Below are 23,274 nucleotides of genomic sequence, written 5' to 3' on the forward strand. Positions count from 1 at the left end.
CCGGACACGAAAGAGAGCATCATGCACCAGCACGGCAGCCATGCCGCCGCCCGCGACCACTGCCTCGGCCCGAACCGCGCCGTCGACCGGCCCACCGGTGCGGCCCGCTACGGTCGGATGTTCCGGGACCTCGACCCGCTGGCCTCCGACCCGCAGGTGCTGATGCGGGCGGGCAGTGACGGCGGCATCTGCGACGCGGCGGCGACCCTGGACGAGCTGAACGCCGACGGCGACGACGCCACGGAGGCCGCCGGTTGGCCGTTCTTCGGCCAGCTCGTGGCACACGACATCACCGCCGACCGGTCGCCGATCAGCGGCGGGGTGGCCACCGAGGCGCTGCGCAACGCCCGCGCCCCGATGCTCAACCTGGAGATCCTCTACTCGGACGGCCCGATCGGGTCAGCGTTCCTGTTCGACGTCAACGACCCGGCCAGGTTCCTGCTCGGCCCGGACGGCGGCGACGTGCCGCGCAACCACCAGGGCGTCGCGCTGATCGGCGACCCGCGCAACGACGTGCACCTGTTCGCGCTGAGCCTGCACGTGGCGCTGCTGCGGGCGCACAACGCGATCGTCGACCTGCTGCGCGACAAGGGCGTCCGGGAGGGCGAGGTCTTCGACACGGCGCGGAACACGCTCACCGCCCACTACCAGTGGATCGTGGTGCACGACTTCCTGCCGCGGCTGGTCGGTGCGCCGCTGGTCGCGCAGGTGCTCGCCGAGGGCGGGCGGTGGTTCAAGCCCCGGCACGGGCAGGCCTTCATCCCGTTGGAGTTCGCCGACGCCGCCTACCGCTACGGCCACGGGCAGATCCGGCACACGTACCGGCTGGTCGAGGGCGGCCCGGCGGTCCCGCTGTTCCCGGACCTGGTCGGCTTCGGCCCGCTGCCCGCCGACCGGCGGCTGGACCTGACGCAGATCTTCGACGTGCCCGGCCACCCGCCGGCGCAGCGGGCGAAGCGCCTCGACGGCCGGCTGGCGGCGAGCCTGATCGGCCTGCCGGAGCAGGTCACGGGCGCGGTCGACACGGCGGCCTACCGCTCGCTCGCGGTGCGCGACCTGCTCCGCGGCGAGACCACGGGCCTGCCCAGCGGCGAGGAGATCGCCGCGCTGCTGGGCGAGCCGCCGTTGAGCGACGAGGAGTTGGCCCACGACTGGCCGACCGGCACCCCGCTGTGGTTCTACATCCTCAAGGAGGCCGAGCACCGCGGCGGCGGCGACCGGCTCGGCCCGGTCGGCGGCCGGATCGTGGCGGAGGTCCTGATCGGACTGCTGCGCGCGGACCGGGCGAGCTACCTGAGCCGGGACCCCCGGTGGCAACCGCACCTGCCGGCCGCGGGCCCGAGCTACCAACTCTCCGACCTGCTGATGCTGGGGGCCTAGGCGTCGTCCTCGGTGAACACCTCCTCGCGGCGCTTGCTGATGGCCGGGAGCACGGCGATCACGAGAGCGACCACGGCGACCACGAGCAGGGAGGCGGAGATCGGGCGGGTGAGGAAGACCGTGGCGTCGCCGCGCGAGATGATCAGGGCGCGGCGCAGGTTCTCCTCCAGCAGGGGGCCGAGCACGAAGCCGAGGAGCAGCGGCGCCGGCTCGCAGCCGCACTTGATCAGGATGTAGCCGAGCAGGCCGAAGAACGCGATCGCGTACACGTCGAAGGCGTTGAAGCTCAGCGAGTACGTGCCGATCGCCGCGAACAGGATGATCATCGGGAACAGCACCGCGTACGGGATGCGCAGCATCCGCACCCACATCCCGATCAGCGGCAGGTTCAGCAGCACGAGCAGCACGTTGCCGATCCACATCGAGGCGATCAGGCCCCAGAACAGGGCCGGCTCGTCGGTGATGACGTTCGGCCCGGGCGTGATGCCGTGCACGATGAACGCGCCGATCATCAGCGCCATCACCGGGTGCGCGGGCAGGCCCAGGGTGAGCAGCGGAATGAACGACGTCTGCGCGGCCGCGTTGTTCGCCGACTCCGGGCCGGCAACGCCCTCGATCGCGCCGCGGCCGAACTCCTGCTTGCGCTTGGAGATGCGTTTTTCGACGGCGTACGACGTGAACGACGCGAGCACGTGCCCACCGCCGGGCAGCACGCCGAGCGCGGCGCCGAGGCCCGTGCCCCGCAGGATCGGGCCGACGATCCGGCGCCGGTCCTCGGCCGTCGGCCACAGGTTCTTCACCTTGCCGACGGTGGCCGTACGCGTGTGCTCGTTCTCCAGGTTGCGCAGGATCTCCGCCACGCCGAACATGCCCACGGCGACCGACACGAAGTCGATGCCGCCGTAGAGCTCGCGCTGATCGAAGACGAATCGCGGCGTGCCGGTGTAGATGTCCTGGCCGACCGTGCCAAACATGATGCCGAGGGCGATCATCGCGAGCGCCTTGAGCGCCGAGCCGCGGGCCAGCGCGATCGAGACGATCAGGCCGAGCAGCACGAGCGAGAAGTACTCGGCCGGGCCGAACTTCAGCGCGATGTCGGCGAGCGGCGGCGCGGCGACGGCCAGCACGACCGTGGCGACCGTGCCCGCGATGAACGAGCCGATCGCGGCCGCGGCCAGCGCCGGACCTGCCCGGCCCTGGCGGGCCATCGCGTGGCCGTCGAGCGCGGTCACCGCCGCCGACGACTCACCGGGCAGGTTGATCAGGATGGCGGTCGTCGAGCCGCCGTACTGTGCGCCGTAGTAGATGCCGGCCAGCATGATCAGCGCGGTCACCGGCTCGAAGCTGAAGGTGATCGGCAGCAGCATCGCCACGGTCGCCGTGGGGCCGATGCCGGGCAGCACGCCGACCGCCGTGCCGAGCAGCACGCCCACGAAGCAGTAGAGGACGTTCTGGACCAGGAACGCGGTCGAGAAGCCCAGCGCGAGGTTGTCGAGAAGTTCCATGCCTCAATCCGGGTGACGCGCGTCAGAGGCCGAGCCACGGACCGAACAACGGGATCCGCAGCTGGAGTCCGACGACGAAGATGAGCGTGCTGGCCACCGTCAGCCCGGCGGCCACGGCCAGGGCCGTGAGCAGCTTGACGCGCTGGCTGGCCAGCGTGACCAGGAAGGCGGTCACCAGGCTGGTCGGCACGAAGCCGAGGCGCCGCACGGTGAACCCGAAGAACACCAGCGCGACCGTCAGGGCGGCGACCGCGCGCCAGGGGATCGCGCCGAACTCGACGACCTCGCCCGCGATCAGTCCCTTGACCACGATCGCGAGGCCGAGCGCGGCCATGATGGCGCCCACCACCAGCGGGAAGTAGCCGGGGCCCATCCGCAGCGGGGTGCCCAGCGAGTAGCTGAGCGACCCCACCGCGAACGCGCCACCGATCAGTACGAAGATTCCCCCGGCGAGGACGTCGGGGAAGGACCGGCGGCGCTCCACGTCAGCCGGCCTTGACCCCGGCGTCGGCGATCACCTTGGCCCACGTGGCGAGCTGCTCCTCGAGCTTGGCCCGGTGCGCCTCGGGCGTCGCCTGGTCGGCCGCGACCGGTGCGGCGCCGAGCTTGGCCATCTGGTCGATGACCGCCTGGTCGGCCAGCGCCACCTTGAGCGCCTCGGTCAGCTTCTGGACGACCTCCGGCGGCGTGCCCTTGGGCACGTAGAGCCCGTGCCACACGCCGACCTGCAGGTTGGACAGCCCGGACTCGGCCGTGGTGGGCAGGTCGGGCAGGCTCTTCACCCGCTCCGGCGTCGTCACCGCGTACGCCTTGACCTTGCCGGCGGTGATCTGACCGCTGGTGTTGGTCGTCTGGTCGCACATGAAGTCGACCTGGCCACCGACGAGGTCGGTGAGCGCCGGGCCGGTGCCCTCGTAGGGAACCTCCTGCAGCTTGACGCCGACGGCGTTCTGGAACAGCAGACCGCACAGGTGGGACGCGGCGCCGATGCCGGCGTTGGCCAGCGTGACCTTGCCGGCGTTGTCCTTCACGTAGCTGACCAGCTCCTGCATCGTCGCCGGCGGGAAGTCCTTGCGCGCGACGATCGTCATCGGCACCTCGGTGACGAGCCCGACCATCTCGAAGTCCTCGAGGGGCTTGTAGCCGAGGTCGGCGTACAGCGCCGGCGCGGTGGACATGCCGATGTGGTGCATCAGCACGGTGTAGCCGTCCGGCTCGGCGCGCGCGACCTCGCCCGCGCCCACGGTGCCGCCGGCGCCTTCCACGTTCTGCACCACGATCTTGCCCTTGAGCTGCTTCGCCATCGGGTCGGCGAGCATGCGGGTGACGGTGTCCGTCGGGCCGCCCGCGCTGAACGGCACGATGAACGTGATGTTCTGGTCGGGGTAGGCGCTGCCGGCGTCGCCGCCGCTGGCACCACCGCCACCGCCGTCGGAACAGGCGGCTATGAGCGACAGCACGCCGATCGCGGCGAGCGTCGCGGCCCGGCGCCTGCTGGTGGTCCTCATGAACGCGGCCTCCTTATCAGCGTATGCACATGAATCTGTCGATGGATCGGCAACCAGTCTGGGTCGAGCGGGACGCCGATGGTGTCAAAGAAATCCCAAGAACTCGCGGGCTCGACGGTCGATGGGCCGGCCATACAATTCGGTATGCGGATCACCGTCATCGAGGACGACGACCGGGTGGCGCGCGGTCTCGTGACCGTCCTGTCCCAGGCCGGCTTCGAGGTGCTCCGCCTCGCCACGGCGGCCGAGGCCGTCCGCGCCGCACCGTCCGATGTGGTCCTCGTCGACCTGGGCCTGCCCGACGGCGACGGGCTCGAGGTGATCCGCAAGCTGCGCGACCGGCCCCAGACCGCCGTCATCGCGGTGACCGCGCGTTCCGAGGAGCACGAGCGGGTACGCGGCCTGCGCGCCGGCGCCGACGACTACATCGTCAAGCCGTTCGGCGTCCCCGAGCTGCTGGCCAGGATCGAGGCCGTGCTGCGCCGCACCCGGGCCGCCCGGGCACAGGGCGACCCCGCCGAGCCGCTCGTCCTGGGCCCGCTGCGGATCCTCGTCGGCACCCGCGAGGTGGTCGTCGACGGCACGCCGGTGACGTTGACCCGCAAGGAGTTCGAGCTGCTCCTGCTGCTCGCCCGGCGGGCGCCGAACGTGGTCGAACGCGACGTCATCCTCGACCAGATCTGGGGCGCCACCTGGGAGACGTCGAGCCGCACCCTCGACACCCACATCGCGGCGCTGCGCCACAAGCTGAGCCGGCCGGGGGTCGAGATCCGGACCGTCCACGGTGTCGGCTACCGGTTGGTCGGCTGACCAGCCGTGCACCGCCGCCTGCTCATGGTGCTGGTGCCGCTCGCCGTGCTGCTCGTCGCGGCACTCGGTGTGCCGCTCAGCATCACGGTCGCCGAGCGGGAGATGCAGGAGACCTACGTCGACCGGCTCAACGACGTCGGCCGGTTCGCCTCGCTGGCCGAGACCGCGCTCTCGACCGGGCGCACCGAGGCCCTCCGCCAGGAACTGACCCGCTATCACGAGTTGTACGGCATCCCGGTGGCGCTCATCGACCCGGCGGGCGCGGTGCTGCTGGGCCCGGTCACGGCGTACCAGGAGGCGGCCGAGTCGCAGCCCGCCCTGCCCCGGATCGTGACCGCGGCACTGGCCGGCGCCCGCTCGGAGCCGTCGGCCGAGTGGGCGCCGTGGGCCGACTCGGCGCTCGTCGTCGCGGAGCCGGTCGGCCGGGACAGCGAGGTCGTCGGCGCGGTCGTGGCGATCTCCGACCTGTCGAAGACGCGGGAGCGCATCCTGCTGCGCTGGGCCCGACTGGCCGGGGTCGGCCTGCTGCCGCTGCTCGCCCTGTCGGCCGTCGCCTGGCCGGTGTCGGCCTGGGTGCTGCGGCCGGTGCGGGAGCTGGACGCCGCGACCGCGCGGATCTCCCAGGGCGACCTGACCACCCGTGCCGACGCGGAGGCCGGCCCGGTCGAGCTGCGCCGGCTCGCGGGCTCGTTCAACACCATGATGGACGCGGTGGAGAACGCCGTGCAGCGCCAGCGGGCGTTCGTCTCCGACGCGTCCCACCAGCTGCGCAACCCGCTGACCAGCCTGCGCCTGGCCGTCGAGAGCCTGCGCCCGCACTTGTCCCCGCGCGGCGCCCCGGAGTTCGACGTCGCGGTCGACGAGCTGAAGGCGATGCAGCGGACGCTGAACTCGTTGCAGGCCAGCGCGCGGATGGAGAGCATGCGCACGGCCTCACCGGTGGACCTCGACGCCGTGCTGGCCACCCGGGTCGACCGCTGGCGGGCGCTGACCGCGACGGCCGGCCAGACGCTGGCGGTCGACGTGCCGCCGGGGCTGCGCCTGCTGGAACCGCCGGGCGGCCTGGGCAGCATCCTGGACGAGCTGATCAGCAACGCGCTGCGGCTGTCGGGCGCACGGCTGGTGGAGGTCTCGGCGCGGGCGGGCGACGTGGTCACGATCTCGGTCCGCGACGACGGCGAAGGCATCTCCGCGGCCGAGCGGGCCAAGGCGTTGGGCCGGTTCTGGCGGTCCTCGCGGCACCAGAACGTGCCCGGCACCGGCCTGGGTCTGGCGATCTGCGCCGACCTGATCGGCGCGGCCGGCGGCGAGCTGCGGCTGGCGGACGGCCTGCCGCGCCGGGACGGGACGGGCCACGGCTTCGCCGCCGTGGTCACCTTGCCGGCTGTATCCGATTAGCGCTTATGGTCGCGGAACCAGGCGGCCGCGCCCGGGTGCAGCGGGATCGACGCCGTGGAGATGCCGGTGCGCACGTTGATCTGCCACGCCTCGGGCAGCGCCTCGCTGTCGTCGCGCTCGCCGGAGGTGATCGCGCCGGTGTGCGTGAAGATCGTGTCGGTGATCGCGTAGATCAGGTCCTCGGCCAGGTCGTTGCGGGCGAGCAGCACGTTCGGCACGGCGACCGTGGGGATCGCGGGGACGCCGGCGTACGCGGTCGTCGGGATGCGGGCCGGCGCGTACGGCCCAGGGAAGGCGGTGACCAGCGCGTCCGCCTGCCCGTCCAACGGGATCAGCCGGATCGGCTGGCGCTGCGCGAGCTCCGTGATGGCCGGCGTCGGCACGCCGGTCAGCGAGAACATCGCGTCGATCGCGCCCGAGCCCAGCGCGGCGGCGGACTCGGCCTGGCTGAGGTTGCGGGCGTCGACCCGGACCGGGCCGAGCGAGAGCACCCGGCGTGAGGTGAACTCGGTGCCGGAGTCGTGCGCGCCGAGCGAGACCCGCTTGCCGTCGAGGTCCCGCAGCTCGTCGACCGGCGAGCCGGCCAGCACCACGAGGTGCAGATGGCTGTCGTAGAGCCGGCAGACGGCCGAGATGCCCGCGGGCGCGCTGCCGTCGCCGGTGATGGTCGCATCCAGGCTCGAGAGTCCAAGATGGACCTCACCGGCGCGCAGCATCCGGATGTTGTCGGTCGACGCGCCGCTCGGCACGGTGGTCACCCGCGCGCCCGGCACCTGCTCGGTGATGTGCTGCGCGAGGGCGCCGCCGATCCGCCGGTAGACGGCGCCCGCCGGCCCGGTGGCCAGCCGCAGCTCCACGTCGCCGACCTCGCGGCGCCCGGAACACCCGGCGAGCAGCCCACCAACGGCCAGCAGCAGCATCCGGCGGCGCAACATGCCGGAAATGATATCGACCTCAGTCGAGATCAGACTCCGGGCGTTTGCGGGCCACCAGGATCGCGTTCGGGGTCGGCTCGTTGGCTTCGGGCTCGCGGACCACCCGGGTCCGCACGTCGAAGCCGGCCTCGGTCAGGAACGTGGCCACCGCGTCCGGCTGGCGGCGGCGGAAGACCAGGTCGACCGGGTGGCCGAAGCCCTCGGTGTGGTGCCGGGGCACGTCGCCGACCTGGAACGCGACCCACAGCCAGCCGCGCGGGCGCAGGACGCGGTGGAAGCCGGCGAGCACCTCCGGCAGGACCTCGTCCGGGATGTGGATCAGCGAGTAGTTGGCGACCAGGCCGGCGAGGCTGCCGTCCGGCTGGTCGAGGGCGAGCATCGAACCCTGGGTGAACCGGATGCCGGGGTTCTCCGCGCGGGCGATCGCCAGGAACCCGGAGGAGAGGTCGACGCCCGAGATGTCGACACCGCGCGAGTGGAGGAAACCGGTCGTCCGGCCGGGTCCGCAGCCGACGTCGAGCACCGGACCGTCACCGACCAGGTCGGCGAACCAGCTGAGCAGGGCCGTGTGCAACGGCAGGCGTTGGATGTCGTCCGCGAACGTGTCGGCGTACCCGGTGGCGATCTTGTCGTAGGAATCGCGCGTGGTGGTCACGAAGTCCGGCTCAATCACGATCATCGACCCTACGCGGACGTGGGCGACGTCATGGCGCCGCACCGGTGATCCGTGGCACCTTAGGATCCGTGGGTTCATCAGCCGTCACCGGACTCGTGGTGGCCGCCGCCGTGCTGGCGATGGCGACCGTCTTCGGGCTGTGGCACAACCGGCGCGACGGCCGGCTGCGGCCCGTCGCCGACGGCCCGGCCGACCTGGCGCTGGCGCGTGAGGGCCTGCCCAGCGACGACCGACCGGCCACCCTCGCGGCCGACGACGACCACGCCGCCGCCAGCCAGACCCTGCGCGCCCTCGGCGTGGACCCCGCCACCCCGGTCACGCTCGTCCAGTTCTCCTCGGCCTTCTGCGCACCGTGCCGGGTCACCCGGCGGGTGCTCGCCGACGTCTCCAGCCTGGTCGAGGGCGTCACCCACCTCGAGGTCGACGCGGAGAGCCACCTCGACGCGGTCCGCGCGCTCGACATCTGGCGCACGCCGACCACGCTGATCGTCGCCGGCGACCGGATCGTCCAGCGGGCCAGCGGCGTGCCGGCCAAGGCCCAGGTGCTCGCCGCCGTCGCACCGCTGCTGGACCGGGCCGCGTGATGAACGACAAGCTCACCCGCCGCCGCATCGTCGACCACGGTCGTCTCGCCGCCAGCCTCTGTCGCTGACGCTGCGCGACAGACAGCCGGCCCCGACGACCCTGAGGTGGAAACGATGCTGCTCGACCCCCGTGGCCCGCGGTTCGCCGCCGGCCTGACCGCGATCGTGTTCGTGCTGATCCTGGTGACCGGCGCCTGTTGGCTCGCGCTGGCCCAGGCCGTGATCTTCGCCATCACCGCCGTCGACCCGCGCAAGGGTCCCTACTCGCTGGTCTACCGCGCGCTGGTCGCGCCCCGGCTGCGGCCGCCGACCGAGCGCGAGCCCGCCGAGCCGGTCCGGTTCGCGCAGACGCTCGGAGGCGTGTTCGCGCTGACGGCAACGGTCGCGTACGCCGCCGGCGGCACGGCCGTCGGCATCGTCGCGGCCGCCTTCGGCCTGGCCGCCGCGTTCCTCAACAGCGCCTTCGGGCTCTGCCTCGGCTGCGAGCTCTATCTCGCGGCACGCCGGGTGACGGGCCGGCCGATGGCCGCCCGCGTCCCCGTCGACTAGAACTTCGGCGCGTCGGGAGCTTCGAGCAGGCCGAGTCGCAGGGCCGTCATCAGGGCCTGTGCGCGGTTGGCGGCGCCCAGCTTCTCGTAGAGCTTCGAGATGTGGGTCTTGGCCGTCGACTCGCTGACGAACAGCTGCTTGGCGATGCCGGCCACCGACATGCCGTCGGCGAGCAGGCGCAGCACCTGGCCCTCGCGGGGGGAGAGCTGCGGGCCCGACGGGGCCAGCCGGCGCTTCATCGCCTCGGCGAGGTCGGCCGCGGTGAACGCGGACGGCGACGACGCGGCGTGCCGGGCGGCGGCCACGACCTCGTCGGCCGGCGCGGTCTTCGGGACGAACGCGCTGGCGCCCGCCTCGAGCGCACCGAAGAGCTGGTCGTCGCCCGCGTACATGGTCAGCACGACGATGCCCATCGTCGCGCTCGACTTGCGCAGGGCACGGGTGGCCTCGAGGCCGCTGCCGTCGGGCAGCCGCAGGTCCATGATCACGACATCGGGCTGGAGCGCACCCGCCTGGCGCACGCCCTCGGCGGCGGTGGCGGCCTCGCCCACGACCTCGAACTGACGGTCGCGCTCGAAGGCGTGCCGCAGGCCCTTGCGGATGAGGTCGTGATCGTCGACCAGGAGGACCTTGGTGCGAGTGGCCGGCGATGGGCTGGTCGTCATGCTCGGGTTACTCCCCTTCTGATGCGGTGACGCTATCGCGCACGCTACCGCGCCGCGGTGGTGTGCCGACTACCACCGCCACGGTCGTGCCGGACGGGCTTCGCGGACTGATCTCCAACCGGCCTCGGATACGTTCCGCTCTCTCCGCCATGATCGCAAGACCGTAGCGCCCGTCGGGGCGCTGGTCAGCTATGCCCTGACCGTCATCCGACACTTCGATCTGTGCGTACGGGGGATCGATGGAACACGAGACCCACAGGTTAGTGGCTCCGGCGTGCTTTCGGGCGTTCGTGATCGCCTCCTGCGCGATCCGGAGCAGCTCGGCCTCCGTGGCCGCAGGCAGCCGGGCGGTCGTGTCGTCGAGCGTCACGTGCACCCGCAGCCCTCCGGAGGCGCCGACGGTCCGCGCGTACTCCGAGATCGCCGCCGCCAGCCCCCCGTGCCGGTCGACCTCCGAGCGCAGCTCGAACAGGGAAAGCCGCAGCTCGGTGATCACTCTGGTCACCTCGCCGCGCAGCGTGCGCAGCTCCTCGGCCGTCTCCTTGGCGTCGTCGGGCAGGGTCGCCAGCGCGTTGTCGATCCCGTAGCCGACCATCACCAGCTCCTGCGCGACCCCGTCGTGGATCTCGCGGGCCAGCCGCTGCCGCTCCTCGTTGGTGGCCAGCGACCGGACCTCGTCGAAGAGCAGCGCCGCTTCGAGCCGCAGAGCGGCGGGACCGGTGAGCGCGGTCACCTCGTGCACCACGGCCGGCGGATAGGCGCCCGCGGCGTCGGCCTCGATGATCACCAATCCGACGGTACGTACACCCGCCACCAGCGGCACCACCAGCGCCGAAACGTCACCCCTGCGGTGCGAGCGGGCCTGTGACCGGTTGGTCGTGTAGTGGTTCTGGCTGGCCCAGGCCTCGGCGATCGCGGAGTCGGCGTCGAGGCTGGTCTCCCAGTCGACCCGGTCGGCGCCCGCCTGTGCGAGCACCACCAGCCGCCCACCGCCGCTGGCCGAGAGCACGGCCGCGCGGTCGGCCCGCGCGACACCGCGCAGCTCCTCCAGCAGGTGCTCGGAGATGCCGCCGGGGTCGAGGGTGGCGCCCGGGAGCTGCCGGGCGACGCTGCGGAGCTGGGTCAGCAGGCGGGTCGCCTCGGCGTACGGCTGTGGCCGCCCCGCCTCGCCCCGCTGCTGCATGATCCGTTGCAGCGTGGAGGCGGCCAGCGTGCCGAGCGAGGCCAGGATCAGCCACTGCGCGCAGGCGGCCAGGTAGCCGGGCTTGGAGATCAGTGGGTCGCCGCCGGTCGTGCTGACCGCGCCGCCGACGACCAGGGCGAGCGTGGCCACCCCGAGCAGTGCGGCGCTCTCCCGCGACCGGCGGCGCAGTGCGGTCACCGTCAGCGGCACCGACAGGTAGGGCAGCAGCGCGGCGGCGCCCGTGCCCTGGCCGATCGCGTTGCCGGCGGTGTGCTCGGCGACCTGGCTGGCGCCGATGCCGACGATGATCACCTCGGCGAACCGGCCCAGCGGGGCGAGCACCGCGTGGCGGGGCGCGATCACGGCCGGCAGCCCGGCGACGATCAGCAGCGCCACCCACCAGAGCTGGTCGAGCTGCTGCGTGGTGAGCAGCACCAGCACCGCCACGAGCGCGAGCATCACGATGCGCGCGGCCACGGCGAGGGGGTGAGCGCGGATCGGGGTGGGTGGTGGCGCCTCGGGGGTCATCGGCGATAGATCTCGTCAATCACGGCCTGGTGTGCCTTGATCACGACGCTCCGCTTGACCTTCATCGACGGGGTCAGCTCGCCGGTCGCCTCGGTGAAGTCGGCCGGCAGGATGCGGAACTCCTTGATCGACTCGGCGTGCGAGACGGCCTTGTTGGCGTCGTCGATCGCGGTCTGGATCTCGGCGAGCATCCTCTCGTCGGTGCGCAGCTTCTCGACCGGGGTGTCGGCCGGCAGCCCCGCCGACTCCAGCCACCGGGGCAGCGCGTCGGGGTCGACGGTGACCAGCGCGGCGATGAACCGCTCCCGGTCGCCGATCACCAGCGCCTGGCTGACCAGGTGGTGGGCGCGGATCCGGTCCTCGAGCACGGCGGGCGCGACGTTCTTGCCGGCCGCGGTGACGATGATCTCCTTCTTGCGCCCGGTGATCGACAGGTAGCCGTCGTCGTCGAGCTCGCCCAGGTCGCCGGTGGCGAACCAGCCGTCGTCGTCGAGCACCTCGGCCGTCGCCTCGGGGTTGCGCCAGTATTCCTTGAACACCAGCGCGCCCTTGACCAGGATCTCGCCGTCGTCGGCGACCCGCACCGTGACACCGGGCAGGGGCCGGCCGACGGTGCCGATCCGGGTGGCGGTCTCCAGGTTGACGGCGATGGCCGGGGAGGTCTCGGTGAGGCCGTACCCCTCGTAGACCGTGACGCCGATGCCCCGGAAGAAGTGTGCGAGCCGGGCACCCAGCGGCGCGCCGCCGGAGATCGCCCGCGTGCACTTGCCGCCGAGCGCGGCCCGCAGCCGGCCGTAGACCAGCTTGTCGTAGAGGGCGTGCTGCATCCGCAGCCCGAGCCCGGGGCCGTCGCCGTCCATCGCCGTGGAATAGGCGATCGCGGTCTGCTCGGCCTTGGCGAAGATGCCGCCCTTGCCCTCGGCCACGGCCCGCTGCTTGGCCGCGGTGTGCACCTTCTCGAACACCCGAGGCACCGACAGCAGGAACGTCGGCTGGAAGTCCTTGAGGTCGTCGACCAGTGTCTTCGTGTCGGGCAGGTGGCCCATGGTCGCGCGGGCCTGCACCATGCCGATCTGGATCAGCCGGGCGAACGAGTGCGCCAGGGGAAGGAACAGCAGCGTCGAACCGCCCTGGTGGAACAGGTCGGGCAGCACCGGCACCGCGTTGGTGATGTCGGACAGGAGGTTGCGGTGGGTCAGCACACAGCCCTTGGGCCGGCCGGTCGTGCCGCTGGTGTAGATGATCGTGGCAACGTCGTCGGCGGTGGAGGTGCGCCGCTGCTCCTCGATCACGGCGGCGTCGACGGTCGCGCCCCGCTCGCGGAGCAGGTCGAGGTCGTCGGAGTCGATCCGCCACACCTCGGTCAGCGTGGGCAGGTCGGGGCGGACGCCGGCGAGCAGCAGCGCGTGCGCCTCGGTCTCGACGAACACGGCGACCGCGCCGGAGTCCTCGAGGATCCAGCCGACCTGCTCGGCGCTGGAGGTCTCGTAGATCGGCACGGTGACCCCGCCCACCGACCAGATCGCGTAGTCGATCAGCGTCCACTCGTAGCGCGTGCGGCTCATCAGCCCCACCCGCGCGCCGGGCTGGATGCCGGCCGCGACCAGGCCGCGCGCGAGCGCGACGACCTCGTCCCGGAACTGCCCGCAGGTGACGTCGGCCCACGCGCCGTCGCGCCGGCGGCGGAACTGCACCGCGTCGGGCGCCGCCGCGGCGTTGTCCCATACCGGGTCGGTCAGGTTGGCCGCGTCCCCGACCGTCACGACCGGGGGTACGGAGAATTCGCGCACCGGGCCTCCTACAGAACGCGATCAGCTAAATGCAACCTACCCGTATCGACATCGAGTCCGATGCGGGGGACCAGCGAGCCGTCAGCCAGCCGACAGGGCGCAAAGAGGTAGCCTGCCCCACATGGCGGACTCCTCCACCCAGGCGATCGCGATCGACGCCACACCGGCCCAGGTCGCGGCGGTGATTTGCGACTTCGTGCGCTACCCGGAGTGGACCACGGCGATGAAGTCGGCCGAAGTGGTCGAGGAATACGAGGACGGTTATGCGAGCCAGGTCCGGTTCGTGATCGATGCCGGCGTGCTGGTGGACGAATACACCCTCCAATACGAGTACGCCGAGGACATCTCGCGCATCGAATGGCATCTTGTCGCGCCGTCGAAGATGCAGAAGACGCAGGACGGCTCGTACGACATCGAACCGGCCGGCGACGGCGGTTGCGTGGTCACCTACACGCTCGAGGTCGACCTGGCGGTGGGCATGCTCGGCATGTTTCGCAAGAAAGCCGAGAAGATGATCATGGATGCCGCGTTGAAGCAGCTCAAGGGGCGGGTGGAGTCGCTCTACCCGCGGGCCTGACCGGCCCGCCCCCGCATCTACCCGAGGAACGAGATGGCACCGCAACCCGACCCATCGTCCGCCCGCGGCGAGGCCGAGCGCCTCGTCGCGTCCGTGCTCGCCATGGCTCGCCGCGCCGGCGACGGCCCCGGCCTGGCCGCCGGCTTCGGCGCGCTCGGCTCGCTCACCGACGTGCTCGGCAGCGCGTTCGGCCAACCGCATCACCCGTCCGGGGGAACGGGACCACAAATCGCGACCGGCACCGATGAGTGCTGCGTGTGCCCGATCTGCCGGGTGATCGTCGCGTTGCGTGACCCCAGCCCCGAGTTCGCCGAGCGGCTCGCGACCGGCGCCGGGGACTTCGCGGCCGGCGTGGCCAGCCTGCTGCGCGCGGTCAACAGCTCCACCGCGGTCCGGGAGCCGCAGCCGCCGCCCGCGCCGGCGCCCCGGTTCTCCGACGACGAGATCTGGCGCGCGGCCACCCGTACCCGCGATGATGTTGAGCCGGCCCCCGCGGCCGGTGACGTCTGGGCGGCGGCCACCGCCGCGGAGCGGGCGGCCGACGACGAGGTCGCGCCCCCTGGGAAGCAGAAAAAGCCGATGGCCCGCAAGGCCGTCAAGCGCGTGGTGCCTCCGGCGCCACGGTCCGACGACGACAACTTGGGGTCATGATCCTCAATCGGCACAGTGTCGGGCACAGCAGAGGGGAGCGGCAGCGGTGACGCTGACCATCGGAGTCGACGTCGGGGGCACCAAGGTCGCCGCTGGGGTGGTCGACGCGGACGGCACGGTCGTGACGACCATCCGGCGCGACACGCCCGCGGACGACGTCGCGCGTACCCGGGACACGATCGTCGAGGTCACCGCCGAGCTGGCCGCCGGTTATCAGGTCGACGCCGTCGGCATCGGCGCGGCCGGGTGGATCGACGCCTCCCGGTCGACCGTCCTGTTCGCGCCCAACATCGCCTGGCGCGACGAGCCGCTGCGCGACTACGTCAGCGACAAGGTCGGCCTGCCGGTCATCGTCGAGAACGACGGCAACGCCGCGGCCTGGGCCGAGTTCCGCTTCGGGGCCGCGCACGACGCCGACGACTCGATGGTGATGTACACGATCGGCACCGGCGTCGGCGGCGCCATCGTGCTCGGCGGCGAGCTGGTCCGCGGCACCAACGGCATCGCGGCCGAGCTGGGCCACCTGGGCCTGGTGCCCGGCGGGCACAAGTGCGGCTGCGGTCGGCTCGGCTGCATCGAGCAGTACGCGAGCGGCAACGCGCTGGTCCGGTTCGCCCGGGCGGGCGCACGCCAGGAGCCGCACCGCGCCGAGCGGCTGCTCGGGCTGGCGGGCGGTGACCCCGACCGGATCAACGGCCCGATGGTCACCGCGGCCGCCCGCGACGGCGACGGCGTTTCCTGCGAGGCGTTCGCGCAGATCGGCACCTGGCTGGGCATGGGCCTGGCCGACATGGTCCAGGTGCTCGACCCGCAGGTGCTGGTCGTCGGTGGCGGTGTGGTCGAGGCGGGCGAGCTGCTGATGGGCCCGGCCCGCGCGTCCTACCAGGAGTCGCTCGCTCAGCGGGGTCGCTGGCCCGTCGCCGACCTGCGGGTCGCCAAGCTCGGCAACGGCGCGGGCCTGGTGGGCGCCGCCGACCTGGCAAGACGCCGATGACAGCTCGGATCCGGGTGGTCTCGTACAACATCCACAGCTTCAAGGACGACCCACACGCGCTCGCCGCCGTCGTCGCGGACCTCGCGCCCGACGTGCTGGTCGTGCAGGAAGGCGCGCGCCGGTTCCGCTGGCGGCAGAAGAACGCGGCGCTGGCCGACCGCCTGCGGATGGTGGTCGGCGGCGGCGGCCTCTGGTCGCTGGGCAACCTGGTGCTGACCACGCTGCGGGTCCGGGTGCTGGAGACCCGCGACGTCCGGTTCCCGCTGGTGCCGGGGCACCACATGCGCGGCGCGGTGTTCGCGACGTGTGCGGTGCCCGGGGCGCAGTTCGTGGTGACCGGTTCGCACCTGTCCACCGACGCCGCGGTGCGGCCGACCCAGGCGGCGGCCTGGCGGGCCGAGATGCGCGGGTACGAGCTGCCCGTCATCGCCGCCGGCGACCTCAACGCCGAGCCCGCCGACCCGACCTGGGCTGCGGTCGCCGACGGCCTGCGGATCGCCGGGACCGCGCCCACGCACCCGGCCTCCGGCCCGCGCCGAGCCATCGACGGCGTCTTCGTCGACAAGCGCATCGAGGTGTCCCGGTTCCAGGTGGTCTCCTCGGAGGCGACGCTCCGCGCGAGCGACCATCTTCCGATCGCCGTAGATCTGGTGATACCCGACTAGACAGAACCGGCCGTCAGTCGGAAGGATCGTCCGGTGTCCACCCCCACCGGCAACGAACGCTTCGACCCCTCGACCACCCTCTGGCGTGACGGCCGACCGGTCTACGACCGGCGCGACACCGTCTGCGTGGTCGGTGCCGGCGCCAGCGGCCTCGCGGCCGTCAAGAACCTGCGCGAGCACGGCTTCGGCGTCGACTGCTACGAGCGGGAGACCAGCGTCGGCGGCGCGTGGAACTGGCGGCACGACCGCAGCCCGGTCTACGCCTCCACCCACCTGATCTCGTCGAAGCCGTTCACCCAGTTCCCCGACTTCCCGATGCCGGACACCTGGCCGGACTACCCGCACCACAGCCAGCTGCTGTCGTACCTCGAGCGCTACGCCGCGCACTTCGACCTGCTGCCGCACGTCTGGTTCGGCACCGAGGTGGTCAAGATCGAGCCGGCCGACGACACGAGCTGGGACGTCACCACCCGCAGCAGCGGCGGCTACGGGTCCGAGCGGACCCACCGCTACCTCGCGGTCGTCATCGCCAACGGGCACAACTGGCAGCCCAAGGTGCCCACGTTCGAGGGGCTCGACGAGTTCCGCGGCCAGACCATGCACGCCTCGTCCTACAAGGACCCCAAGGAGCTGCGCGGCCGCCGGGTGCTGGTGGTCGGCGGCGGCAACACCGGCTGCGACATCGCCGTCGAGGCGGCCACCGCGGCCACGCAGACCTGGCACTCCACCCGGCGCGGCTACTGGTACCTGCCGAAGTACCTGCTCGGCCGGCCCACCGACCAGGTCAACGACCGGATGCAGGCGGCCAGGCTGCCGCTGGGCATGCGGCAGTGGCTGGCGGCCCGCACGCTGCGGCTGACCGTGGGCGATCAGAGCCGGTTCGGCCTGCCGAAGCCGGACCACAAGGTCTTCGAGACCCACCCGATCGCCAACAGCCAGCTGATCTACCACCTCGGCCACGGCACGATCACCCCGGTGCCGGACGTACGCCGGTTCCACCGAAGCTCGGTCGAGCTGACCGACGGCCGGCACGTCGAGGCCGACGTGGTCGTCTTCGCCACCGGCTACCTGCCGCGCTTCGAGTTCCTGGCCCCGGAGATCCTCGGCGCCGACGAGCACGGCCGGCCCACCCTCTACCTGCACGCGTTCCCGCGCGAGCACCCGACGCTCGCCGTGGCCGGCCTGCTGCAGCCCGACTCGGGCCTGTTCCCGCTGGTGCACTGGCAGACCGTGCTGATCGCGCGCTGGCTGCGGCTGCGCGACCGCGACCTGCAGCGGGCCGCGGCGTTCTGGTCGCGCGCCTCGGCCGACGTGGGCAAGCGCTGGAACCGGGCCCGGGTCAAGGACTCGACCCGGCACTGGTTCGAGGTCAACCATGTCGACTATCTGCGCGAGCTGCAGCGCGCGCTGGACGAGCTGTCCCCGGCCACCGCGACGACGGCGAGGAGCGCGCGATGACCTCCGTGCGGATCATGCGTACCCGCGACTGGGCCGACCCGGTGCCGCCGGCCCGCCGCGAGCTGCTCACCGCGACGCCCGAGATCGCCGACGAGGGCAAGCCGCCGGTGCTGTTCGTGCCGGGCTTCGGTCACGGCGCCTGGGCGTACGCGGAGCACTGGCTGGAGCACGCCGCCGCGCGCGGTTTCGCGGCGCACGCGGTCAGCCCGCGTGGCCACGGCGCCAGCGCCCCCGCGCCGAAGGCGACTCTGCGGGCGTACGCGCACGACGTCGTGCAGGAAGCGGCGCGGTTGCCGCGGCAGGCGGTGCTGGTCGGCCACGGCGCCGGCGCCCTGGTGGTCGCGCACGCGCTGGCCCGCTACCCGGCCAAGGCCGGCGTGCTGGCCGCACCGGTGTTCGGCGGCTGGGGCACGCTCGGCCTGGCCCTGCGCCGCAACCTGTTCGGCACGCTGCCGGCGGCGTTCGGTGGCCGGCTGCGGCTGGGCCGTCGGCAGCTGTTCGGCCGCGAGCTGCCGGACGCGCAGGCCCGCGGCTACGCCAAGCGGGTCGGCCACGCCTCGGCGAAGGCACAGTGGGAGCTGCTGCGGGCCCGTCCGCCGGAGCACCCGGTCGGCGACCCGCCGGTGCTGGTGGTCGGCACCCCCGACGACCGGGTGGTGCCGAGGACCGCGCTGGACAAGGTGGCCCGCCGCTACGGCGGCGCCCCGCTGCTGTTCCCGGGCATGGGCCACGACCTGATGCTCGACGCGCGCTGGCAGGAACCCATCGACGCGATCCTCGACTGGCTGGAGAAGGACGGCAACTAGCTGCTCGCGCGGAGCACCAGCATCGGCTCGAACACCACCGAGGTGGTGTCGAGGGTCGGGTCGTCGACGCGAGCCAGCAGCAGGCGGGCCGCCTCGGCGGCCATGTCCTCCAGCGGCTGGCGCACCGTGGTCAGCTGCGGGCGGGCGGCCAGAGCCGCGCTGCTGTCGTCGAAGCCGACGACCGCGACGTCGGCCGGCACGCGGCGGCCGGCCTCGTGCAGCGCGCTCAACGCGCCCTGTGCCATCAGGTCGTTGGCGACGAACACGCCGTCGAGGTCCGGCTGGTCGGCCAGCAGCTCGCGCATCGCGCGCTCGCCGCTCTCGTGGGTGAAGTTGCCCGTGGCCGCCGGCACGTAGGACCGGCCGTGGCGGGCCATCGCCGCCCGGAAGCCGTCGACCCGGTCGACGCTGGCCGGCACGTCCACCGGGCCCGTGATCATGCCGATCCGGCGCCGGCCGCGGGCCACCAGGTGGTCGGCGGCCAGCGCGGCGCCGCGGTCGTTGGCGACGTCGACGTGGCTGAGCGGCACCGGCCGGGCCGGGCGGCCGATCACCACGCCGGGCAGCCCGGCGTCGGCGAGCAGGTGCGGCAGCGTGTCGCCGGGGTGCAGGGAGAGCACCACCGAGCCGTCGGCCTGGCCCTGGCGCAGGTCGCCGACCAGCCGCGCGCGGGCCTGGTCGGCGCCGACGAGCTGCAGCGCGAGCTGGACACCGGCCGGGCGCAGCGCGCTGAGCAGGCCGCCCACCACCCGGCCGAAGAACGGGTCGCTGAAGAACCGGCTCATGAACGGGTCGTCGTCGTGGCTCTCGGAGTCGGAGACGACCAGCGCGATCGTGCCGGTGCGCCGGGTGACCAGCGACCGGGCCGCGCGGTTGGCCACGTAGCCGGTCGCGTTCACCGCGTTCCAGACCACCTCGTGCAGCTCGGGGTTGACGTTGCGGATGCCGTTGATCACCCGGGAGACCGTGGCCCGGGAGACCCCCGCCAGCCGGGCCACGTCCTCCAGGGTGGGCAGGCGTGCGTTGTCAGTGGTCACTCGCGCGGTGGCCTCTCCATGGTCGGGGGCGGAGAGCGCTCTCCGCCCCCGAAGGCTAGCAGGGGATCAGCGATAGACGCCGAACTCCCACAGCGAGTAGCCCCAGCCGGTGGCTCTGACCTGGCCGTTCATCCGCACGTACCGACCGGTGCCGGTGATCGGCAGGCTGTCGAACCCGCCGTTGCCGGTCGTCGTCGCATAGACCGTCGTCCAGGTGTTGCCGTCGTTGGACGTCTGCACCTGGTAGCCGGTCGCGTACGCCGCCTCCCACGCGAGCTGCACGTGGTTGAACGACTGCACCGAGCCGAGGTCCACCTGCACCCAGGCCGTCGGCACCCACTCGCTGGCCCAGCGGGTGGCGTAGTCGCCGTCGACGGCGTACGCGGGAAGCTGCGGGCCGTTGGTGCCGGTCGGCTGGTACGACGACGCGGTCACCGGCCGGCCCCGGGCGAGGTTGGTGCCCGGGGCGGTCGGCGGCACGACCTTGAACGACCGCTGCTCGATGCCCACGTTGCCCTGGCCGTCGAACGCGTACACGTAGACCTTCCAGACGCCGAGCTGTTCGGGCGCCCGCACCGAGAAGCTGCCGTTGCCCGTCTCCGTGAACGTGACGTTCGAGAAGCCGGTGCCTCCGGTGACGTACTTGTTGCTGAACATCAGGTTGTAGCGGATCAGGTCGCCCTGCGGGTCGGTCGCGGTGACGGAGACCGGGAACGTCCCGCCCGCCGGCACCGAGGTCTGCGAGCCCACGGTCATCGACGTGATCTCGGGCGGGGTGTTGGCCGAGGGCTGACCGGTGTACGCCTGCCGCAGCGCGTGGAAACCCAGCCGCCGCCAACCGCCCGTGCTCACGTTGAGCCAGACGCCGCCGAAGTCGTTCTCGAGGCCGTAGTGGAACTCCGTGGCGCCGAGCGCGACACCCGGATGCGCCTTGATCGCCGCCCAGCTCGCCGCGTAACCGGCCCGCTTCTCCAGGTCGGTCGGCTCGTCGGGCACGCCGTTGACGTCGTCCGGCACCTCCCACTCGCCGTCGGGCCCGGCCTCGGTGACGACGTACGGCTTGGTGTAGCCGCCCGCGATCCAGTCGCTCCTGACCCCGCCGATCGCGCCGTACGAGTTGACCGCCAACAGATCCAGCGCCGGCGAGTACGGCTTGTAGTAGGTCCAGGCGTGCGTGTAGGCGTCGGTCGAGGTGACCGGGTGGTTCGGGTCCGCCGCGTGGATCGCCTCGGCGACCTCGTTGACGAACCGGGCGTACGCCACCCGCCGCGCCTCGACCACGTCGGCCGCCAGGCCGTGGTCCTGCATGGTGAGGATGACCTCGTTGCCGACGTCCCACATCAGCACGCCCTGCCGACCTTTGAGCGCGTTGACCCGGGCCACGATCTCGGCCTTGACGGTGTTCTTGTACGCGGTGTCGTTGACATAGTCGGCGCCCTGGTTGAGCCAGTGCCCGACGATCACCTTGATCCCGTGCCGGGCGGCGGTGTCGAGCAGCACCGGGGTCTGCGCGTCGTCGACACCCCAGGTGCGGATCGTGTTGACGCCCATGTTCTTCAGGTCGCGCAGGTACCCGTCGGCGGCGCCCTGCGGCGGCCCGTAGGTGAGCCCGCGCACCTCCCACGGCGCGCCGTTGACCTGGAGCTGCCAGTTGCCCTGCGTCCCGGTGACCCGCACGACGCTCGGGCCGGCCGGCACCGCCGGGTCCGTCATCGCGGGTGGCGTCGTGCCCGTGGACCGGGCGACCGACACCGAGTCGACGCTGAGCACGCCGCCCGAGGTGGTCTCCGGCGTCGGGACGGTGAAGCCGGCGATCCCGCTCGGGTAGAGGCCGCCGATGGCGAGGTCCAACCGCAGGTAGAAGCCGTGGTGCACGGCGGCCTGCCAGGCGGCGACGCCGACCTGGCTCTCCCGGACGATCCAGGTCTGCCGGCCGTCGAGGTAGAACCGGATCTCCTCGTCGGTCTTGGTGCGGTCGATCACCTGGCTGTACTCGTGGTAGCCGGTCTGGCAGCCCGAGCAGGAGGCGAGGCCACTGGTCCGGCCGTTGTACTCGCCGCACGGACCGTCGGGTGCGGTGCCGCAGTGCAGCGTCTGCGAGAGCTGGTTGCGGCCGTTGACGCCGCTCATGATGTCGGTCTCGCCGATGCCGGGCCAGTTGGTGAAGGTGCCGCGAAAGGCGGCGCCGGTGGCCCGGAACGCCGGCCAGTAGCCGAGCCCGTTGGCGACGTCGGGCTGCTTGAGCACCGCGCTGAACCGGGTGAGCTGGCCGGGCTGGGGCGTGAAGTCGGCCCGCTGGGTCTCGATGCGGCCGGAGGTCCAGTTGCCGGCGCCGTCCCTGGTCGCGCGGATCGACAGCCGGCCCGCGCCGTCGAGGGTGACGTTCGCGGCGCTGGCCGTCTCGACCGAGCCGGTGCCCCAGTTGGCGGCGCCGCCCGGGTACTGGGTGCCGGTGCGCAGCAGCCAGTAGGCCGTGGACGGCGCGGTGCCGGCGGCGCCGGTGAAGTCGTCGCTCCAGACGGTCTGCCAGGTGCCGGGGTCGGGGTCCGGCGGGTTGGTGCTGCCGCCGGCGGTGAACACCTGGAGCTCCCAGAGCGAGTAGCCCCAGCCCGAGGCGCGGGCCGTGCCGTACATCCGGACGTAGCGGCCGGTGCCGGTCACGTCGAGGCTCTGTGTGCCGCCGGTGCCGGTCGTCGTGGCGTACACGTCGGTCCAGGTGTTGCCGTCGGTCGAGGTCTGCACCTGGAACGCCCGGGCGTAGGCGCCCTCCCATTGCAGCCCGACCCGGCAGACGCTCTGTGTCGAGCCCAGGTCGACGCGGATCCACTGTGGATCGGCGAACGCGCTCGACCAGCGGGTGCCGGCGTTGCCGTCGACGGCCATGGCGGCCTCGACGCCGGCGCCCTCGGTGGACGAGGCGGTGGCGGGCCGGCCCTGCGCGGCGTTGGCGGTGCCGCAGGTGCCCGGGTTCGGGTTGGTGCCGCCGAAGGTGCCGTGCACCTGGAACTCCCACAGGGAGTAGCCGTAGCCGCTGTTGCGGGCGGTGCCGTACATCCGGACGTAGCGGCCCGAGCCGGTGACCGTGAGCGTCTGTACGCCGCCCGGGCCCGTCGTGGTCGTGTAGACGTCGGTCCAGGTCGTGCCGTTCGGCGAGGTCTGTAGCTGGAAGGACCGCGCCGACGCGCCCTCCCAGTTGAGGGTGACCTGGGTGATGGTGGCCGTCGCGCCGAGGTCGACCTGGATCCACTGCGGATCCGACCAGGCCGAGCCCCAGCGGGTGCCGGCGTTGCCGTCGACGGCGGCCGAGGCGGGCAGGTCGGCGCCCTGTGTCGAGGACGCGACCGCGGGTTTGCCCTGGGAGATGACGGGGTCGGCGGCGCGGGCCGGCGTGGCGACCGCCAACGAGGTGAGGCCGAGCGCGACGGCCGTGAGCAGGCGAAGTTTCACGGGGTTGCCTTTCCGGAGAGGGGACGGTGCCCTTTGGAGAGCGCTCTCCAGTGCCTCGCAGTGTTGCGCTCGACATTCATCGATGTCAAGGCGTGCGGCCTTGACAGGAGATCGGTCGTACCGGACGC

At 72.5% G+C, this 23,274-nt stretch carries 21 protein-coding genes; 11 read left to right on the forward strand and 10 right to left on the reverse strand.

Annotation, left to right across the window (positions count from 1 at the left end; translation table 11 throughout):
* Window positions 1–21 precede the first annotated feature (21 nt).
* On the forward strand, window positions 22–1,380 hold the full coding sequence (locus Air01nite_RS05925; RefSeq protein WP_203700799.1) for a peroxidase family protein: 1,359 nt from the start codon (window positions 22–24) through the stop codon (window positions 1,378–1,380).
* On the opposite strand, the gene Air01nite_RS05930 is transcribed toward Air01nite_RS05925, so the two are convergent.
* The 3 genes from Air01nite_RS05930 to Air01nite_RS05940 are packed head-to-tail and all read right to left on the reverse strand — an operon-like array spanning window position 1,377 to window position 4,393.
* Complete coding sequence (locus Air01nite_RS05930) at window positions 1,377–2,885, reverse strand: tripartite tricarboxylate transporter permease (RefSeq protein ID WP_203700801.1); 1,509 nt, start codon at window positions 2,883–2,885, stop codon at window positions 1,377–1,379. The genes Air01nite_RS05925 and Air01nite_RS05930 overlap by 4 nt on opposite strands.
* Window positions 2,886–2,907: 22 nt before the next feature.
* Complete coding sequence (locus Air01nite_RS05935; protein WP_203700802.1) at window positions 2,908–3,369, reverse strand: tripartite tricarboxylate transporter TctB family protein; 462 nt, start codon at window positions 3,367–3,369, stop codon at window positions 2,908–2,910.
* Between the two features lies 1 nt (window position 3,370).
* Complete coding sequence (locus Air01nite_RS05940) at window positions 3,371–4,393, reverse strand: tripartite tricarboxylate transporter substrate-binding protein (protein WP_203700803.1); 1,023 nt, start codon at window positions 4,391–4,393, stop codon at window positions 3,371–3,373.
* A gap of 144 nt (window positions 4,394–4,537) precedes the next feature.
* Between Air01nite_RS05940 and Air01nite_RS05945 the strand changes: the two genes are divergently transcribed.
* Window positions 4,538–5,203, forward strand: coding sequence for a response regulator transcription factor (locus Air01nite_RS05945; RefSeq protein ID WP_203700804.1), 666 nt, complete (start codon window positions 4,538–4,540; stop codon window positions 5,201–5,203).
* A 6-nt stretch (window positions 5,204–5,209) separates the two neighbouring features.
* Complete coding sequence (locus tag Air01nite_RS05950) at window positions 5,210–6,601, forward strand: sensor histidine kinase (protein WP_203700805.1); 1,392 nt, start codon at window positions 5,210–5,212, stop codon at window positions 6,599–6,601.
* Here Air01nite_RS05950 and Air01nite_RS05955 read toward each other — a convergent pair.
* The gene (locus tag Air01nite_RS05955; RefSeq protein WP_203700806.1) at window positions 6,598–7,536 is read right to left on the reverse strand and encodes a TAXI family TRAP transporter solute-binding subunit; all 939 of its coding nucleotides are present in this window, start codon (window positions 7,534–7,536) and stop codon (window positions 6,598–6,600) included. The two genes, Air01nite_RS05950 and Air01nite_RS05955, sit on opposite strands and share 4 nt — an antisense overlap.
* A 19-nt stretch (window positions 7,537–7,555) precedes the next feature.
* Window positions 7,556–8,209 (reverse strand): class I SAM-dependent DNA methyltransferase, encoded by a 654-nt coding sequence (locus Air01nite_RS05960; protein WP_239090519.1) that lies wholly within the window; start codon window positions 8,207–8,209, stop codon window positions 7,556–7,558.
* Window positions 8,210–8,280: 71 nt separating this feature from the next.
* On the opposite strand from Air01nite_RS05960, the gene Air01nite_RS05965 reads away from it, so the two are divergent.
* Window positions 8,281–8,796, forward strand: a complete 516-nt coding sequence (locus Air01nite_RS05965) for a thioredoxin family protein (RefSeq protein WP_239090520.1) — start codon at window positions 8,281–8,283, stop codon at window positions 8,794–8,796.
* 114 nt (window positions 8,797–8,910) lie between these two features.
* Window positions 8,911–9,345 carry a DUF4395 domain-containing protein gene (locus Air01nite_RS05970; protein ID WP_203700809.1) on the forward strand — a complete coding sequence of 145 codons (435 nt, stop codon included), beginning with the start codon at window positions 8,911–8,913 and terminating at the stop codon, window positions 9,343–9,345.
* Here the strand turns inward: Air01nite_RS05970 and Air01nite_RS05975 are convergent.
* From Air01nite_RS05975 to Air01nite_RS05985, 3 genes are all read right to left on the reverse strand, one after another.
* A complete protein-coding gene (locus Air01nite_RS05975; RefSeq protein WP_089251312.1) occupies window positions 9,342–10,010 on the reverse strand; it encodes a response regulator transcription factor in 669 nt (222 codons plus the stop codon). The genes Air01nite_RS05970 and Air01nite_RS05975 overlap by 4 nt on opposite strands.
* A gap of 7 nt (window positions 10,011–10,017) precedes the next feature.
* Window positions 10,018–11,652: a sensor histidine kinase gene (locus Air01nite_RS05980; RefSeq protein WP_239090530.1), complete on the reverse strand. Its 1,635-nt coding sequence runs from the start codon at window positions 11,650–11,652 to the stop codon at window positions 10,018–10,020.
* A 65-nt stretch (window positions 11,653–11,717) separates the two neighbouring features.
* Entirely contained in the window at window positions 11,718–13,511 is a 1,794-nt protein-coding gene (locus tag Air01nite_RS05985; RefSeq protein WP_203700812.1) for an AMP-dependent synthetase/ligase, read from the reverse strand.
* Between the two features lie 121 nt (window positions 13,512–13,632).
* On the opposite strand from Air01nite_RS05985, the gene Air01nite_RS05990 reads away from it, so the two are divergent.
* The 6 genes from Air01nite_RS05990 to Air01nite_RS06015 are packed head-to-tail and all read left to right on the forward strand — an operon-like array spanning window position 13,633 to window position 18,662.
* Window positions 13,633–14,088 carry an SRPBCC family protein gene (locus Air01nite_RS05990; RefSeq protein ID WP_203700814.1) on the forward strand — a complete coding sequence of 152 codons (456 nt, stop codon included), beginning with the start codon at window positions 13,633–13,635 and terminating at the stop codon, window positions 14,086–14,088.
* A 33-nt stretch (window positions 14,089–14,121) separates the two neighbouring features.
* Window positions 14,122–14,739, forward strand: a complete 618-nt coding sequence (locus Air01nite_RS05995; RefSeq protein ID WP_203700815.1) for a hypothetical protein — start codon at window positions 14,122–14,124, stop codon at window positions 14,737–14,739.
* 46 nt (window positions 14,740–14,785) lie between these two features.
* Entirely contained in the window at window positions 14,786–15,733 is a 948-nt protein-coding gene (locus Air01nite_RS06000; RefSeq protein ID WP_203700816.1) for an ROK family glucokinase, read from the forward strand.
* Window positions 15,730–16,398, forward strand: a complete 669-nt coding sequence (locus Air01nite_RS06005; RefSeq protein ID WP_203700817.1) for an endonuclease/exonuclease/phosphatase family protein — start codon at window positions 15,730–15,732, stop codon at window positions 16,396–16,398. Before Air01nite_RS06000 ends, Air01nite_RS06005 begins: the two co-directional genes overlap by 4 nt.
* A gap of 33 nt (window positions 16,399–16,431) precedes the next feature.
* Entirely contained in the window at window positions 16,432–17,856 is a 1,425-nt protein-coding gene (locus Air01nite_RS06010) for a flavin-containing monooxygenase (protein ID WP_203700818.1), read from the forward strand.
* Window positions 17,853–18,662, forward strand: coding sequence for an alpha/beta hydrolase (locus Air01nite_RS06015; protein WP_203700819.1), 810 nt, complete (start codon window positions 17,853–17,855; stop codon window positions 18,660–18,662). The genes Air01nite_RS06010 and Air01nite_RS06015 overlap by 4 nt, the downstream gene beginning before the upstream one ends.
* On the opposite strand, the gene Air01nite_RS06020 is transcribed toward Air01nite_RS06015, so the two are convergent.
* Together Air01nite_RS06020 and Air01nite_RS06025 are read right to left on the reverse strand one after the other, a co-directional pair.
* Window positions 18,659–19,699, reverse strand: coding sequence for a LacI family DNA-binding transcriptional regulator (locus Air01nite_RS06020; RefSeq protein ID WP_239090521.1), 1,041 nt, complete (start codon window positions 19,697–19,699; stop codon window positions 18,659–18,661). The genes Air01nite_RS06015 and Air01nite_RS06020 overlap by 4 nt on opposite strands.
* 66 nt (window positions 19,700–19,765) lie before the next feature.
* Window positions 19,766–23,146, reverse strand: coding sequence for a discoidin domain-containing protein (locus Air01nite_RS06025; protein ID WP_239090522.1), 3,381 nt, complete (start codon window positions 23,144–23,146; stop codon window positions 19,766–19,768).
* Window positions 23,147–23,274: the final 128 nt, after the last annotated feature.

It is taken from the genome of Asanoa iriomotensis (genome assembly GCF_016862515.1).
Taxonomy (GTDB): Bacteria; Actinomycetota; Actinomycetes; order Mycobacteriales; family Micromonosporaceae; genus Asanoa; species Asanoa iriomotensis.

Excerpts from the sequence above, each read along its gene's own strand:
- Air01nite_RS05925 (WP_203700799.1), top strand. The coding sequence starts at position 22 with ATGCACCAGCACGGCAGCCATGCCGCCGCCCGCGACCACTGCCTCGGC.
- Air01nite_RS05930 (WP_203700801.1), bottom strand. The coding sequence starts at position 2,885 with ATGGAACTTCTCGACAACCTCGCGCTGGGCTTCTCGACCGCGTTCCTG.
- Air01nite_RS05940 (WP_203700803.1), bottom strand. The coding sequence starts at position 4,393 with ATGAGGACCACCAGCAGGCGCCGGGCCGCGACGCTCGCCGCGATCGGC.
- Air01nite_RS05945 (WP_203700804.1), top strand. The coding sequence starts at position 4,538 with ATGCGGATCACCGTCATCGAGGACGACGACCGGGTGGCGCGCGGTCTC.
- Air01nite_RS05955 (WP_203700806.1), bottom strand. The coding sequence starts at position 7,536 with ATGTTGCGCCGCCGGATGCTGCTGCTGGCCGTTGGTGGGCTGCTCGCC.
- Air01nite_RS05970 (WP_203700809.1), top strand. The coding sequence starts at position 8,911 with ATGCTGCTCGACCCCCGTGGCCCGCGGTTCGCCGCCGGCCTGACCGCG.
- Air01nite_RS05975 (WP_089251312.1), bottom strand. The coding sequence starts at position 10,010 with ATGACGACCAGCCCATCGCCGGCCACTCGCACCAAGGTCCTCCTGGTC.
- Air01nite_RS05980 (WP_239090530.1), bottom strand. The coding sequence starts at position 11,652 with ATGCTCGCGCTCGTGGCGGTGCTGGTGCTGCTCACCACGCAGCAGCTC.
- Air01nite_RS05990 (WP_203700814.1), top strand. The coding sequence starts at position 13,633 with ATGGCGGACTCCTCCACCCAGGCGATCGCGATCGACGCCACACCGGCC.
- Air01nite_RS05995 (WP_203700815.1), top strand. The coding sequence starts at position 14,122 with ATGGCACCGCAACCCGACCCATCGTCCGCCCGCGGCGAGGCCGAGCGC.
- Air01nite_RS06005 (WP_203700817.1), top strand. The coding sequence starts at position 15,730 with ATGACAGCTCGGATCCGGGTGGTCTCGTACAACATCCACAGCTTCAAG.
- Air01nite_RS06015 (WP_203700819.1), top strand. The coding sequence starts at position 17,853 with ATGACCTCCGTGCGGATCATGCGTACCCGCGACTGGGCCGACCCGGTG.